This window comes from Enterococcus sp. DIV1337a, from assembly GCF_051712285.1.
GTDB lineage: Bacteria > Bacillota > Bacilli > Lactobacillales > Enterococcaceae > Enterococcus > Enterococcus faecalis.
Map to the genome: position 1 here is coordinate 104,652 of NZ_JBIOOP010000001.1, position 13,887 is coordinate 118,538.

14 protein-coding genes are annotated in these 13,887 nt (G+C 34.7%); 12 read left to right on the forward strand and 2 right to left on the reverse strand.

The annotated features are described in order from the left end of the window. Nucleotides 1-8: 8 nt before the first annotated feature. Entirely contained in the window at nt 9-1,280 is a 1,272-nt protein-coding gene (serS, locus tag IGL49_RS00450) for a serine--tRNA ligase (protein ID WP_104854657.1), read from the forward strand. A gap of 35 nt (nt 1,281-1,315) precedes the next feature. Here the strand turns inward: serS and IGL49_RS00455 are convergent, their stop codons facing one another. Then, nucleotides 1,316-2,266: an alpha/beta hydrolase gene (locus IGL49_RS00455; RefSeq protein ID WP_162782661.1), complete on the reverse strand. Its 951-nt coding sequence runs from the start codon at nt 2,264-2,266 to the stop codon at nt 1,316-1,318. A 211-nt stretch (nt 2,267-2,477) separates the two neighbouring features. Between IGL49_RS00455 and IGL49_RS00460 the strand changes: the two genes are divergently transcribed. From IGL49_RS00460 to IGL49_RS00480, 5 genes are all read left to right on the forward strand, one after another. Continuing rightward, on the forward strand, nt 2,478-2,627 hold the full coding sequence (locus tag IGL49_RS00460; protein WP_002367605.1) for a hypothetical protein: 150 nt from the start codon (nt 2,478-2,480) through the stop codon (nt 2,625-2,627). A gap of 85 nt (nt 2,628-2,712) precedes the next feature. After that, on the forward strand, nt 2,713-3,174 hold the full coding sequence (locus tag IGL49_RS00465; protein WP_240185154.1) for a hypothetical protein: 462 nt from the start codon (nt 2,713-2,715) through the stop codon (nt 3,172-3,174). 15 nt (nt 3,175-3,189) lie between these two features. Then, complete coding sequence (locus IGL49_RS00470) at nt 3,190-3,867, forward strand: ABC transporter ATP-binding protein (protein ID WP_104854655.1); 678 nt, start codon at nt 3,190-3,192, stop codon at nt 3,865-3,867. Next, on the forward strand, nt 3,864-4,496 hold the full coding sequence (locus IGL49_RS00475) for a hypothetical protein (protein WP_241690088.1): 633 nt from the start codon (nt 3,864-3,866) through the stop codon (nt 4,494-4,496). The genes IGL49_RS00470 and IGL49_RS00475 overlap by 4 nt, the downstream gene beginning before the upstream one ends. Then, nucleotides 4,489-6,612, forward strand: a complete 2,124-nt coding sequence (locus IGL49_RS00480) for a peptidase domain-containing ABC transporter (RefSeq protein ID WP_104854654.1) — start codon at nt 4,489-4,491, stop codon at nt 6,610-6,612. The genes IGL49_RS00475 and IGL49_RS00480 overlap by 8 nt, the downstream gene beginning before the upstream one ends. Before the next feature lie 155 nt (nt 6,613-6,767). Here the strand turns inward: IGL49_RS00480 and IGL49_RS00485 are convergent, their stop codons facing one another. After that, nucleotides 6,768-7,247: an arginine repressor gene (locus IGL49_RS00485; RefSeq protein ID WP_002356125.1), complete on the reverse strand. Its 480-nt coding sequence runs from the start codon at nt 7,245-7,247 to the stop codon at nt 6,768-6,770. Nucleotides 7,248-7,465: 218 nt separating this feature from the next. On the opposite strand from IGL49_RS00485, the gene IGL49_RS00490 reads away from it, so the two are divergent. From IGL49_RS00490 to IGL49_RS00515, 6 genes are all read left to right on the forward strand, one after another. After that, entirely contained in the window at nt 7,466-7,978 is a 513-nt protein-coding gene (locus IGL49_RS00490) for an arginine repressor (protein WP_164982943.1), read from the forward strand. 296 nt (nt 7,979-8,274) lie between these two features. Continuing rightward, entirely contained in the window at nt 8,275-9,501 is a 1,227-nt protein-coding gene (gene arcA / locus IGL49_RS00495; RefSeq protein WP_104854653.1) for an arginine deiminase, read from the forward strand. A gap of 26 nt (nt 9,502-9,527) precedes the next feature. Next, on the forward strand, nt 9,528-10,550 hold the full coding sequence (gene argF, locus IGL49_RS00500; RefSeq protein WP_160747730.1) for an ornithine carbamoyltransferase: 1,023 nt from the start codon (nt 9,528-9,530) through the stop codon (nt 10,548-10,550). A 105-nt stretch (nt 10,551-10,655) separates the two neighbouring features. Beyond that, nucleotides 10,656-11,588: a carbamate kinase gene (gene arcC, locus IGL49_RS00505; RefSeq protein ID WP_104854652.1), complete on the forward strand. Its 933-nt coding sequence runs from the start codon at nt 10,656-10,658 to the stop codon at nt 11,586-11,588. 24 nt (nt 11,589-11,612) lie between these two features. Then, a complete protein-coding gene (locus IGL49_RS00510) occupies nt 11,613-12,305 on the forward strand; it encodes a Crp/Fnr family transcriptional regulator (RefSeq protein WP_104854651.1) in 693 nt (230 codons plus the stop codon). 47 nt (nt 12,306-12,352) lie between these two features. After that, complete coding sequence (locus IGL49_RS00515; RefSeq protein WP_104854650.1) at nt 12,353-13,804, forward strand: YfcC family protein; 1,452 nt, start codon at nt 12,353-12,355, stop codon at nt 13,802-13,804. Nucleotides 13,805-13,887 lie beyond the last annotated feature (83 nt).

Genomic DNA, 13,887 nt, shown 5'->3' on the forward strand with positions numbered 1-13,887 from the left:
GAAATAAGATGCTGGATATGAAAAAAATTCGCCAAAATGTAGAAGTGGTACAGAAAAAGTTAAAAACACGTGGTGTGGACGAGGAAGTTTTATTACGCTTTTTGGCTTTAGATGAAGAACGGAGAGCATTACTTGTTAAAGTTGAAGAACTGAAAAAACACCGTAATCAGGTGTCAGGAGAAATTGCACAATTAAAGCGTGCGCAAAAAGATGCTTCACAACAATTGCTAAATATGCAAGAAGTTAGCGAGCAAATTAAAGTTTTAGACCAAGAGGTTGTTCATTTGCAAGAACAATGCACAGCCATTGCAGAACGTCTGCCTAACTTACCACATGAGAGTGTGCCTGTTGGTGCAGACGAAGCCGCCAACGTAGAAGTTCGGCGGTGGAGTACGACAAAAACTTTTTCATTTGAACCGAAACCACATTGGGAAATCGGTGAAGCCTTAGGAATTTTAGATTTTGAAAGAGGTGCGAAAGTATCTGGTAGCCGTTTTCTTTATTACAAAGGCTTAGGGGCTCGTTTAGAACGAGCGGTCTATAATTTTATGTTAGATCAACATGTTTATGAACATGGTTATACCGAGGTGATTCCTCCTTATTTGGTCAATAGCAAAGCAATGTTTGGCACTGGCCAGTTTCCTAAGTTTAAAGAAGATGTTTTCCAAGTTGCAGAAAGTGATTTGACGCTGATCCCCACAGCGGAAGTCCCGTTAACTAACTACTATAATAATGAAATTTTAGAGGCGCAAGAGTTACCCATTTATTTTACTGCTTTAAGTCCTTCTTTTCGTTCTGAAGCGGGCAGCGCAGGCCGTGATACCCGAGGATTGATTCGTTTACACCAGTTCCATAAAGTAGAAATGGTTAAATTTAGTGATGCAGAACACTCATATGAAGAATTAGAAAAAATGACCAACAATGCTGGAGACATTTTAGAAAGATTGGGCCTCCCTTATCGAGTGATTACTCTTTCGACAGGTGACATGGGCTTCTCGGCAGCGAAAACCTATGATTTAGAAGTTTGGATTCCGGCACAGAAAACGTATCGAGAAATTAGTTCTTGTTCAAATTGTGAAGACTTTCAAGCGCGTCGGGCGTTGATTCGTTATCGTGATAAAACGGGGCAGGTTCAATATGCCCATACACTTAATGGGTCAGGACTTGCTGTTGGTCGAACAGTGGCTGCCATTTTGGAAAATTATCAAAATGAAGATGGCACGGTAACGATTCCAGAAGTTCTACGTCCTTATATGGGCGGTTTAACGAAAATAGATTAAAAAAGAAGGTTGATGTCACAGCATCAACCTTCTTTTTAGTTTGTTAAATCCGTTAACCAATGCCCAATTTCTTGAAAAACCGTTGCTTTTTCCGTTTCTAATAAAATTTCGTGACGCAATGTGGGAAATAGTCGTAACGTCACGTGCTGAAAACCTGCATGCTTTAATTGTTTTTGAATTTTCGCTGGCCCCTTGCTGAAATCACCAACTGGGTCTTCAGCGCCACTAATGATCAAAATAGGTAATTCTTTTGGGATAGCTTGGTACCAATTCCTTTGATTGGCTCGTTTAACAAGTGAAAAAAGGGTAGCAAAACCATTATTGGTAAATACAAAGCCCATTAATGGGTCATTTTCATAGTCAACCACATTGGCTTGATTTTTAGAAAGCCAATTAAAGGAACTTGCTTCAGGAAATTTTTTGCTAAAAGAACCAAATGCCAGCTTATCAATGAACGGAGCTGGTTTTTTCGGCTGTTTCTCGGCCATTTTTTTAATAAAAGGCAATGCGGCGGTTAAAGGTAACGGACTTGTTCCAGTGCCCATGAAAATGACTCCTTGCATAGTCACAGGATAGTCTTGCAGATAGTTGCGCAAGGCGAAAGACCCCATGCTGTGACCCATCATAAAATAGGGCAATTGTGGATAGCGATTCACAGCCCATTGTTTCACTTGATGAATATCTGTAACGACATTTTCAGGCCCTTGTTCTCCAAAAAAACCATAGATCGGTGCGCTTGGTTGTACAGATTCGCCATGACCTAGATGATCATGACCAACGACAGCAAACCCTAATTGATTTAAAAAACGAGCAAATTCATCATAACGTTGGATATGCTCTGCCATGCCGTGAATCAATTGAACCACGGCTTTGGGTGAAGGACAGGGCCAATGACGTACATTGAGCTGAGTTTGTTGATCGTTTGAAGTAAGTATGAATTGTTCAGTCATAAGAAAACCTTTCTTTGCTTTTTGATTATTATACAAAAAAAGACGGTGTTCAAAAGAAAAAATCATTATTTTATTAGAATAAAATTACATTACAGCTTTTATTCTTTAATAACTAAATGCAAAGGTTGACCAAAAAATAACTTTATATACAAGCTTTTGGACAAGCAATGTTTTTTAATATTAAAACAATTGACATTGTTTTCTAATTATAATATATTTGTTTTATAATTCAGAAAGGAGTGATAAAATGAAAAAGATTAACGAAACGGTTGCAAGAGAAGTTAAAGCTGGTTTTCATTGGCATTGTTGGTTGTGTAATGCAGGTGGTGGAAGTAAAGCAGGTTATTTAAGACATGTGCAAGTATATAACCATATTTTTGTTTCTTATTGGAGATAAAATGTTGTCTTTTCAAAAGAATACAGTTTAGTCAACAAAAATTGTATTCTTTTGAAGTTGCACAGATAATATGAGGATTGTACGAATGAAAAATATGAAGGTATTATACAATATCTTAGCTTTGTTAGTTATTACAGGATGTGCTGCACCTGAGTCTCTAGTGCATAAGCAAGATGATGACTCGGCTATCGATGTGGTTGAAACGTATTCAGAAGCAGAACAAATAGCCTTTCCCTATTATTATGTTCAGTTAGTTGAAGTAAGTAAATTAAAAAAGGAAGTTAACAATAGTATAAAATTAACGCTTAATTTATTGAATGATGGAGTTCCTCAGAATACACAGATAAAAGATATATTTTCAGTTAAGGCTTTACAAGGTGAAGTTAATTTGAAAAATTTATCCACTAAAATTGAGGGAGATAAATTTTTAAAAACGAGCACAGTAGTTGTTGAATTTCTGTTAGTATCTGATGAAGAAGTAATATTTGAATTTACTTCCACATACAAAGAACAAATCAAAAAACATTATAGCGTATTTTTAGAATGAATTGCAGGTTAGATAATGAATATTAAGTTGATAGATGTAAAAGTACTGACTCAAAAAAATTTTTTCCTTTATCAAATTGATTTTGTTGAATTCTCTAGCAAAGAAGTCTCTTTTATTATAGGAAAAAGCGGCGTAGGGAAATCAACACTTTTAAATATACTCGCAGGTGAACATCCTTATTTTACGGGAGAATTTGTTCTAGATGAAAAAAAAGTCTGTTTAGATACGAGGAAAAAATTAATATCGTATAGGCGGAGCATAGGTTATGTTCACCAAGATTTTCAACTAATTGAATGGTTAAGTGCGTATGAAAATATTGCTTATCCCTTAAAAATCAAAAAAATTCCTAGTCAGATTATCAAAAAACAGGTTGAGAAACTAGCTGTGGAGTTAAAAATTACAGAGTTACTATACACGAGAATCTCTCTTCTTTCAGGAGGAGAGAAACAACGGGTTGCTATTGCTAGGGCAATTATAAAAAATCCTGAACTTATTTTGGCAGATGAACCTACAGGAAATTTAGATCCAGATACATCAAAAAAAATAATGAATATTTTATACCGTGTAAGTAATAAGTATAATATCCCTCTAATCGTGGTTACACATGACTATGATCAGATTCCATCAATAAAGAAGAAGATTTACGAAATAACAGAAAAAAAATTGAATGAAGTTATAGAGGTGGAGAATTGACTATAAATAGGTCTAATTACTTATTAAAAATAAAATCAATCAGTAAATATTTCTATTTTTCAATGTTTATTAACTTATGGATTACTGTGTTTGTCCGATTATATTTTTATGTCTATTTATTTAAAAAGAGCCAAGAAAAGGATGCTCAAAACATCTCTCCAATTTTCCATTTGTTTAATAATGATACTTCAGAGGAATTAACTTTCTTGTTAGCAATGCTGGAAGTGAGTTTGTTAATATTAATAATTGCATTATTTTTATTTTTTATTTTTTACATAGTTATGCAATTAAAGAGAGAATTCTTGTTGTCACAACAAGAATTACAAATAAAAACATCCCTCGGGTGTAGTCCGCTACAATTGACTAAAGAGTTTTGTTTAAAATTATTAACGGGTACATGGATAGGAAGTGGTATAGGGATATCTATAACAAGTATTTCATATTTCTATCTGTATGACTTTTTAATCGATACTCGTGCTCAAGTTTTTTTAATTACTCCTTTCAATTTTTTCTTATTCTATGATTTGAAACTATTTTTAGGAGTACTTATTTTTTGTGGAATTCAATTTATTTTTGTATATCGAAAAGTAATATCTAAATATTTCAAAATAGGGGGAAGATATGTTTAAAAGGATAAGACAAACAGAAATAAAGGATTGTGGACCAGCTTGTTTAGCAACCATCATAAACCTTTCTGGTGGGAAGTTATCTCTGGTGACAGCTAAAGAATTAACAAAAACAAGTGAATCTGGGACTACGATTCAAGGAATACTGGATGGCTCAAGGAAATTAAACTTAAATCCTGAAGGGCTTGAAGGTAATTGGGCTGAATTAATTGAAGGTATACAAAATAATGAAATACATCTGCCTTTTATAGCACATATCATTACAAAATCAGGTTTAGCTCATTTTGTAGTAGTGGAAGCTATAAATAACAAGCATATCAAAATTTTTGACCCAGCTCTGGGGATTTTAAAACAAGAATTAAAAGATTTTCAATCTACTTGGACAGGAAGAATAGTGAACTTTAATATAGATAAAATAAAAAATTCTGTTCCTAAGATGAAAAATCACAATTTTTATTATGAGAGCTTAAAGCAAGAAAAAGGAACCTTGAGCATTGTTTTATTTTTTTCAATCATAATGGCATTAATTTCTTTTATAGGAAGCTTCTCTTACCAAAAATTTATAGATACTTTTATATTACAGACAGAAAAAAGCGTGCAGAAAATACATACATATAACTTTTTTGAAAAAATCTATCTAAATATACTTGATAATTTTAATTATTTATTTATGACTATCATTTTGTTATATCTATTTCAATGGATTTTAGGAATAGTACGTACGTTGTTTATAGCTAAAATGTCAAAGCGTATGAATGATAGCTTGTTCTCAGTTTTTTTGAATAAGCTTATAAATATGGAGATAGTTAACTTAAAAAGTAAAAACAGCGGAGAAGTGCTGACAAGATATAATATAGCTACACAAGTACAATCAATATTGACTAGACTAGTACTATCGCTGTTTTTGGAATTTTTTATAGCATTAGCAGGTGGAGCTATCTTATTTGTTATAAGTAAGGAACTTTTTAGTATTACCTTAGGAATATTTTTTAGTTATTTATTAATTACTATATTGTTTATTAAGCCTTTAAATAACGTTAATACTAAAATTATAGACATAAACTCGAGAACGATTACTTCATTAAATGAGATTTTAAATGGATATGAGACAGTTAAAGTTTTTCAATTAGAAAATTTTTTTACTAGAAAATTTTTAAAAAATGCAAAAAAACTGACTTCTCAAGAAAAAATCAGTGTAATTTATCAGAACGTACAATCTAGTATCATTATTTTGATCGAATCAGTAGGCACACTTTGTGTATTATGGCAAGGGGGGATATTAGTAATTAATGGAGGTATAAGTATTGGGCTACTAATAGCCTATATATCACTGATAACTTATTTTACTTCACCAGTAAAAAACATCATTGAATATCAAAAAGAGATACAAAACGTAGTTGTTATGGTTAGAAAGTTAAATGATATCATTCATGTGACAAAAGAAGAAACTGAATCTATCGCAAAACAAATAGACTTCAATAATTCAAAAAAATTATCTGTAAAGAAACTTCGATTTTCTTATGGAGCTACTTCTTATGTTTTGAAAGATTTTTCAGAAGAATTTTATTTTGGAAAAACATATGGTATCTACGGTAAAAATGGCAGTGGCAAAAGCACTTTAAGTAATATCTTAGCATCACTTTATAAACCAGACCAAGGACATATATATCTTGGTAACAACGATATTTTCAATAATATAAGTTCCTATAGAAAAGACGTTATCCAGATAACGAGCAGACCGTTTATAATGGCTGGAACAGTAAAAGAAAATCTGTTCTTAGAAGCTGATTCATTTGATGATGAATATATTTATGATATTTTAAAAAATATAGGATTGGAAGAAGTAATAAATTCCTTTCCTTTAGGATTAGATACAGTAATAGCAGAGGGTGGAATTAATTTATCAAGTGGACAAAAACAAAAAATAAATTTGGCTAGAGCGTTGTTAAGGAAGCCAAAAATACTTATTTTAGATGAGGCCATGAGTAACTTGGATCAGAGCAGTAAAAGGAAAATATTAGAATATATCAGAGATACATTACCAAAGAGTTTAAGGATATATATAGCTCATGACGAAAAATCTTTAGATTTTGTGGATGAGAAAATTATATTGAATTGAACTGTTTAATTTTATGTAAATAGTTATCTAATAATTAGTAGTAAGAAATTCAATGAAATAATAGTATCTCCAGAGGAAAGTATCCTCTGGAGATTTTTATCTTTAATAAAAATAGCAATGATGTCAAAAAATAGTCGATTTCACTAAGTGACAAATTATGGGTGGTACAAATACTGCTGGAAATAGTTGTTAACTTCAAGGGCATCTTCTTTATTTTTTGAAAGAATTAAGATGGTATCATCCCCAGCGATGCAGCCCAAGATATGAGGGTTGTGGATACGTATGCGATCAATTAAAACCCCAATGGCTTGCCCGTTGCCAGGTAAGACGGTTAAAAGATTTGTGAACTCTATTTGTGTTAAAGAAACACCAGTTTCAATAATAATGTCAACAAGACGTTCTTCATCTGTTTTATATTTTGGACGAAGGGCAGAATTATTCAAGATACGATAATAGGCTTCTCCTTGACCATTGTCTACTTTGTTTAAATTCAGCTCACGAATGTCACGAGAAATAGTTGCTTGTGTGGTGTGAATATTTTCTTTCTCCAATAATGCTAGTAATTCACTTTGTGTATGGATTTCATTTTCTGTGACCAATCGCTTAATCATCGTTTGGCGTTTTAATCGGTTCATTACTTTCCTCCAGTTCAGTTAATCATGCAAAAAAACATCATTGCTGTTATTTAAAACGGTGCCAGTAATTCCCTAAAATCACTGTACAACGTTTTACTAAATTGTGCAAGTCTCACTTTTTTAAATGAGAAATATCCGGCAAAATCAATGAGAACCTTTTGGCTAAACGACCCTTTTTCTATTCTAATTAGAGAGATTCTGCTAGTATTGCTTTGTAAATGTCTGGAGGAAGGGTGTTATTTGTGAATAAGCAAACACGCCAAAGTTTGATTAAAGAAATCATTCAAACAACTGTAATTCATAGTCAAAATGAGTTGTTAAGAGAATTAAAAAAGCGCGAGATAAATGTCGCACAAGCAACGATTTCACGGGATTTATGGGAATTAAAAGTCGTCAAAGCATTAGATGAGTCTGGCGAGATGCGGTTAACGATTTTTGAACAATTCACTTCTTTAGAAGAACGAAAAAAAGAACAGTTGATACAAGCAATTCGTGAGGTAGTGACCAAAGTTGAACGTGTCGCCTTTTTACTAGTGGTTCATACATTACCAGACAACGCAACATTGTTTTCAGCTGTACTTGATGAAGTGTCTTTGTGTGAAAAGAAATGTTCTGTCGCTGGCTTCGACACTGTTATTATTGTTTCATCATCCGAAGAAAAAGCACAAGAACTAGAGCAGTATTTTCAACAATTTATTCAGCCAACACCTTTGTCAAAAAGTAACGTATAAAAGGAAGTGAGCCAGAAGTCGTTTTGACTTCTGGCTCACTTCCTTTTACCTCTATAAGATTATAACTTTATGAAGTGTGTGGAGAAATAATTTTTTTTGAATAAATGCATTTTTTTTTATTTAATTATGCATTATTTTTTTAGAATATCTATGAAAGCGCATTCTTTTAGGCTGGAAATATGCATAAGAAAGAATACCGTTGTATATTTGGTATTTTGTTTGGTAAATGGCTCACGTCTCAGGTTAATCAGGTCTGTTATTCTGTGTTTGTAATTAAGTTGAGGAGGTTATTTCACATGAGTCATCCAATTAATGTATTTTCTGAAATCGGGAAATTGAAAACAGTGATGTTACATCGCCCAGGTAAGGAATTAGAAAATTTAATGCCAGATTATCTGGAGAGACTGTTATTTGATGATATTCCGTTTTTAGAAAAAGCACAAGCAGAACATGATGCATTTGCAGATTTGTTACGATCAAAAGATATCGAAGTGGTCTATTTAGAGGACTTAGCTGCTGAAGCGTTGATTAATGAAGAGGTCCGCCGACAATTTATTGACCAATTCTTAGAAGAAGCCAATATCCGCAGCGAATCAGCAAAAGAAAAAGTTAGGGAGTTGATGTTAGAAATTGACGACAACGAAGAACTTATTCAAAAAGCGATTGCAGGCATTCAAAAACAAGAATTGCCTAAATATGAGCAAGAATTTTTAACAGATATGGTTGAAGCGGATTATCCATTCATTATTGATCCAATGCCTAACTTATACTTCACGCGTGATAACTTTGCGACAATGGGCCATGGGATTTCTTTAAATCATATGTATTCAGTGACTCGACAACGGGAAACCATTTTTGGGCAATACATTTTTGATTATCATCCTCGTTTTGCTGGAAAAGATGTTCCTAGAGTCTATGATCGTTCAGAATCAACCAGAATTGAAGGTGGCGATGAATTAATTCTTTCAAAAGAAGTGGTGGCCATTGGGATTTCTCAAAGAACCGATGCCGCGTCAATTGAAAAAATTGCGAGAAATATTTTTGAACAAAAATTAGGATTCAAAAATATCTTGGCTTTTGACATCGGTGAACATCGTAAATTCATGCATTTAGATACTGTTTTTACCATGATTGACTATGATAAATTTACGATTCATCCAGAAATCGAAGGTGGCTTGGTTGTTTACTCGATCACTGAAAAAGCAGATGGAGACATCCAAATTACAAAAGAAAAAGATACATTAGATAACATTTTATGCAAATACTTGCATTTAGACAATGTCCAATTAATCCGTTGCGGCGCTGGAAATTTAACAGCAGCAGCCCGTGAACAATGGAACGACGGCTCAAATACATTAGCAATTGCCCCTGGAGAAGTTGTTGTTTACGATCGGAATACGATTACGAATAAAGCGCTAGAAGAAGCAGGCGTGAAATTGAATTACATTCCAGGAAGTGAACTAGTACGTGGCCGAGGTGGCCCTCGTTGTATGAGCATGCCACTTTATCGTGAAGATCTTTAAAAAAACACCCAAAAATAGGAGGAATCATCATGAATTCAGTATTTCAAGGACGTAGTTTATTAGCAGAAAAAGATTTTACAAGAGCAGAATTAGAGTATTTGGTCGACTTCAGTATTCACTTAAAAGAATTGAAGAAAAAAGGGATTCCACATCACTATTTAGAAGGAAAAAATATCGCTCTTTTATTTGAAAAAACTTCGACACGGACACGCTCTGCATTTACTACAGCAGCGATTGATTTAGGGGCCCATCCTGAGTATTTAGGCGCCAACGATATTCAATTAGGTAAAAAAGAATCTGTTGAAGATACAGCGATTGTTTTAGGTAGTATGTTTGACGGGATTGAATTCCGTGGGTTCAGTCAAGAAGTAGTGGAAGATTTAGCGAAATATTCTGGCGTTCCTGTTTGGAATGGTTTAACGGATCAATGGCATCCAACACAAATGATTGCGGACTTTATGACAGTGAAAGAAAACTTTGGTCGTTTAGAAGGAATCACTTTAGTATATGTCGGCGATGGCCGTAACAACATGGCAAACAGCTTGTTAGTGACAGGTGCTATTTTAGGCGTAAATGTTCGTATTTGTGCACCAAAAGAATTGTTCCCTTCTGATGAAGTTGTTAATTATGCAAAAGAATTTGCGAAAGAATCTGGTGCAGAATTAATGATTACAGACGACGTTGCTAAAGGGGTTAAAGGAGCCAACGTGTTATATACAGACGTTTGGGTGTCCATGGGTGAAGAAGATAAATTTGAAGAACGTGTCAATCTGTTGAAACCTTATCAAATTAATATGGCTATGTTAGAAAAAACCGAAAACATGGATGGCGATTTAATCGTATTACACTGTTTGCCAGCCTTTCATGATACGAAAACACAATACGGAGAAATGGTTGCTGAAAAATTTGGCATTACTGAAATGGAAATTACGGATGAAGTCTTCCGCAGTAAATATGGTCGTCAATTTGAAGAAGCAGAAAACAGAATGCATTCCATTAAAGCAATCATGGCAGCTACTTTAGGCAACTTATTCATTCCTCGTGTGTAGGAATTAACTGCAAAAACATTGAAAAAAGAATAATTGTTTCGCCCTTTAAGAGATTCTTTTGAAGGGCGGCCTATTCTTTATTATGATAGGAAAGAAGGATTTGTAATGGGGAAAAAAATGGTCGTTGCACTAGGCGGAAATGCCATCCTTTCAAATGATGCTAGTGCACATGCACAACAGCAAGCATTAGTTCAAACATCTGCCTATTTAGTTCATTTAATTAAACAAGGGCATCGGTTGATTGTTTCACATGGCAATGGTCCACAAGTCGGTAATCTATTATTGCAACAACAAGCAGCTGATTCTGAAAAAAATCCAGCGATGCCGTTAGATACATGTGTTGCTATGACACAAGGCAGTATCGGCTACTGGTTGTCCAATGCACTTAATCAAGAATTAAACAAAGCAGGCATCAAGAAACAAGTGGCTACTGTTTTAACACAGGTGGTGGTGGATCCAGAAGATGAGGCATTCAAAAATCCAACAAAACCGATCGGTCCATTTTTAACAGAAGCTGAAGCCAAAGAAGCAATGCAAGCAGGTGCTATTTTTAAAGAAGATGCAGGACGTGGCTGGCGCAAAGTCGTTCCCAGTCCTAAGCCAATTGACATCCACGAGGCTGAGACTATTAATACCTTAATAAAAAATGATATAATTACTATTTCATGTGGGGGTGGCGGCATCCCTGTCGTAGGACAAGCATTAACAGGCGTCGAAGCAGTAATCGATAAAGATTTTGCTTCTGAAAAACTAGCAGAATTAGTGGATGCGGATGCACTAGTTATTTTAACTGGCGTGGATTATGTGTGCATTAATTATGGCAAACCAGATGAAAAACAATTAACCAATGTCACTGTAGCAGAGTTGGAAGAATACAAACAAGCGGGCCATTTTGCACCAGGCAGTATGTTACCGAAAATTGAAGCCGCCATTCAGTTTGTAGAAAGCCAACCTAATAAACAAGCAATTATTACTTCTTTGGAAAACTTAGGAAGTATGAGCGGCGATGAAATCGTAGGAACGGTTGTGACAAAATAAAGTATAGTATTTAGGAGAATTAAGATGATGATAGAGAAAATAATCACTAAAAATAATCAAGATTTTCAATACTTTTCTGAATCAGAACTAACAGAATTGCGCAACGAGAGTTTCGTTCGCTCCTATAAAAAAGGCCAAGTTCTTTTTTATCCAGGTGACCCGAGAAATCATTTGATTTTATTGGTTTCAGGTGTCATTAAAATTGAAAAAAATGATCGCAGTGGTAATTTTTCCTATCTGCATTTTATGAAAAAGCAGGCGCTTTTTCCGAGAATCGGACTGTTTCAAGATGAGGTTCATTACGACTCTGCGATTGCCTATACGGATATTGAGGTTGTGTTTGTGCCAGTTAAACTGTTTGAGCGTTTTCTCCAAAATAATCCCCAGCAATTGATTCATTGGATTCAAGAACAATCGATCCTTTTAAAAGAAAGCATGATAAAAATCCAAAAAGGAACAACCAATGATGCATGTGAACGGATTGTGACATCACTGGCGATGTTATTAAATGATTTAGGAGAACGAATTGACAACAGAGAACGCGTTGCAATTGCTTGTCCAATTACCATTAATGACATTGCACGGATGAGTGGAACCACGCGGGAAACAGCAAGCAGTGTTATGAAAAAATTAGTCCAAATGAACCGTATTAGCTACAGTCATAAATTCTTAACTTTTCTAGATACGCCATTCTTTATTGATCGATTGAGTAATTAATCATAGAGAAGGGAGATACAGGAAAGTAGGTTCCTGTATGAAAGGATATGGCAGAAAAAAAGAAGAAAAACAAAAAACAGCTTTCGTCTTTTAGTATTTTATTTATTATTTTAATTGTTTTAGGTATCGTAACGGTCTTGCTAAATGGCCAGCCATTTACCCCAAGAGAAATTGACGGCAAAATGGTTGACCACGTGGTAGGAGCAAAATTATCGGATATTATCATGGCTCCATTCAATGGGTTTAAAGATGCCATTGAAATTAATATTTTTATTTTAGTACTCGGTGGCTTTTTAAATATTGTGACACAAACTGGGGCTCTTGAAGCAGGCATTCAATCAGTCGTTAAAAAGTTAAAAGGGAACGAATTGAAAATCATTCCGATTTTAATGATTTTATTTTCTATTGGTGGTTCGACTTATGGAATGGCAGAAGAAACAATTCCTTTTTATGGTTTATTAAGTGCCACCATGGTCGCCGCTGGTTTTGATACGTTTGTCGCAGTGGGTACTGTGCTATTGGGTGCAGGATCAGGTGTTATCGGTTCAACGGTTAACCCCTTCTCAACAGGGGTAGCGATGGACGCGTTACGAGGTATTGGCATTCAACCGAATACAGGAATTATTTTAATTGTCGGTGCCATTTTGTGGGTGGCCTCTATCAGCTATTCTATTTTCATTGTGATGCGTTATGCGAAAAAAGTGAAGGCTGACAAAGGTTCAACAATTTTATCTTTACAAGAACAAGAGGATATGGAAAAAACGTATGGACAAGCAGCGTCGAAAGAAATGCCCTTTACGAATCGTCATAAAAAAATCTTAATGGTATTCGCTTTCTGTTTTGTCATTATGATTGTTTCCTTAATTCCATGGAACGACTTTGGAGTGACGATTTTCAAAGGATGGACGTCTGTTTTAACAGGCAACAGTTTCGGTGACTGGTACTTTGGCGACTTAGCGATGTGGTTCTTCCTTTTAGGGATCATTGCTGCCTTGATTGGTCGCTTTACTGAAAAAGAAACCATTGAAGCATTTATCGATGGTGCCAAAGATATGTTATCCGTTGTTTTAATCATTGTAGTTGCTCGTGGGGCATCTGTTTTGATGTCTAAAACGTATTTAGATTCATTTATCCTTGATAAAGCGGCAGGCTTATTACAAGGGCTTTCCCCAGTCTTATTTGTCATCGGTGCCTTTGTTTTATACTTAGGTTTATCTTTCCTAATTCCTTCAACTTCTGGCTTAGCGTACGTTTCCATTCCTGTAATGGGTGCGTTAGCTAAAAACATTGGTTTAAGTCCAGAAGTGATGGTTATGATTTTTGCTTCAGGTTGTGGCTTGATTAATTTGATCACGCCAACATCTGGTGTCGTAATGGGTGGTTTGGAAATTTCCAAAGTTCAATATGCCACTTGGACCAAATTCATGGCCAAACCAATGATTGTCTTAGGCTTAATTAACCTAATTATCTTAATTGGCGCGATGTTACTCTTTAGCTAATCAAAAATTTTTTATGTTAGGGCTTCGGCTTTCGGAAAAAAGAAGAAGCAATGAAACAACAGCGACTACCTAAAAGTAGTCGC

Bases quoted from the DNA above. Each gene is read 5' to 3' on its own strand.
- IGL49_RS00510 (WP_104854651.1), top strand. From the start codon at position 11,613: ATGATGATAGAGAAAATAATCACTAAAAATAATCAAGATTTTCAATAC.
- serS (WP_104854657.1), top strand. From the start codon at position 9: ATGCTGGATATGAAAAAAATTCGCCAAAATGTAGAAGTGGTACAGAAA.
- IGL49_RS00460 (WP_002367605.1), top strand. From the start codon at position 2,478: ATGAAAAAGATTAACGAAACGGTTGCAAGAGAAGTTAAAGCTGGTTTT.
- IGL49_RS00470 (WP_104854655.1), top strand. From the start codon at position 3,190: ATGAATATTAAGTTGATAGATGTAAAAGTACTGACTCAAAAAAATTTT.
- arcC (WP_104854652.1), top strand. From the start codon at position 10,656: ATGGGGAAAAAAATGGTCGTTGCACTAGGCGGAAATGCCATCCTTTCA.
- IGL49_RS00465 (WP_240185154.1), top strand. From the start codon at position 2,713: ATGAAAAATATGAAGGTATTATACAATATCTTAGCTTTGTTAGTTATT.
- IGL49_RS00480 (WP_104854654.1), top strand. From the start codon at position 4,489: ATGTTTAAAAGGATAAGACAAACAGAAATAAAGGATTGTGGACCAGCT.
- IGL49_RS00490 (WP_164982943.1), top strand. From the start codon at position 7,466: ATGTCTGGAGGAAGGGTGTTATTTGTGAATAAGCAAACACGCCAAAGT.
- IGL49_RS00515 (WP_104854650.1), top strand. From the start codon at position 12,353: ATGGCAGAAAAAAAGAAGAAAAACAAAAAACAGCTTTCGTCTTTTAGT.
- arcA (WP_104854653.1), top strand. From the start codon at position 8,275: ATGAGTCATCCAATTAATGTATTTTCTGAAATCGGGAAATTGAAAACA.
- IGL49_RS00485 (WP_002356125.1), bottom strand. From the start codon at position 7,247: ATGAACCGATTAAAACGCCAAACGATGATTAAGCGATTGGTCACAGAA.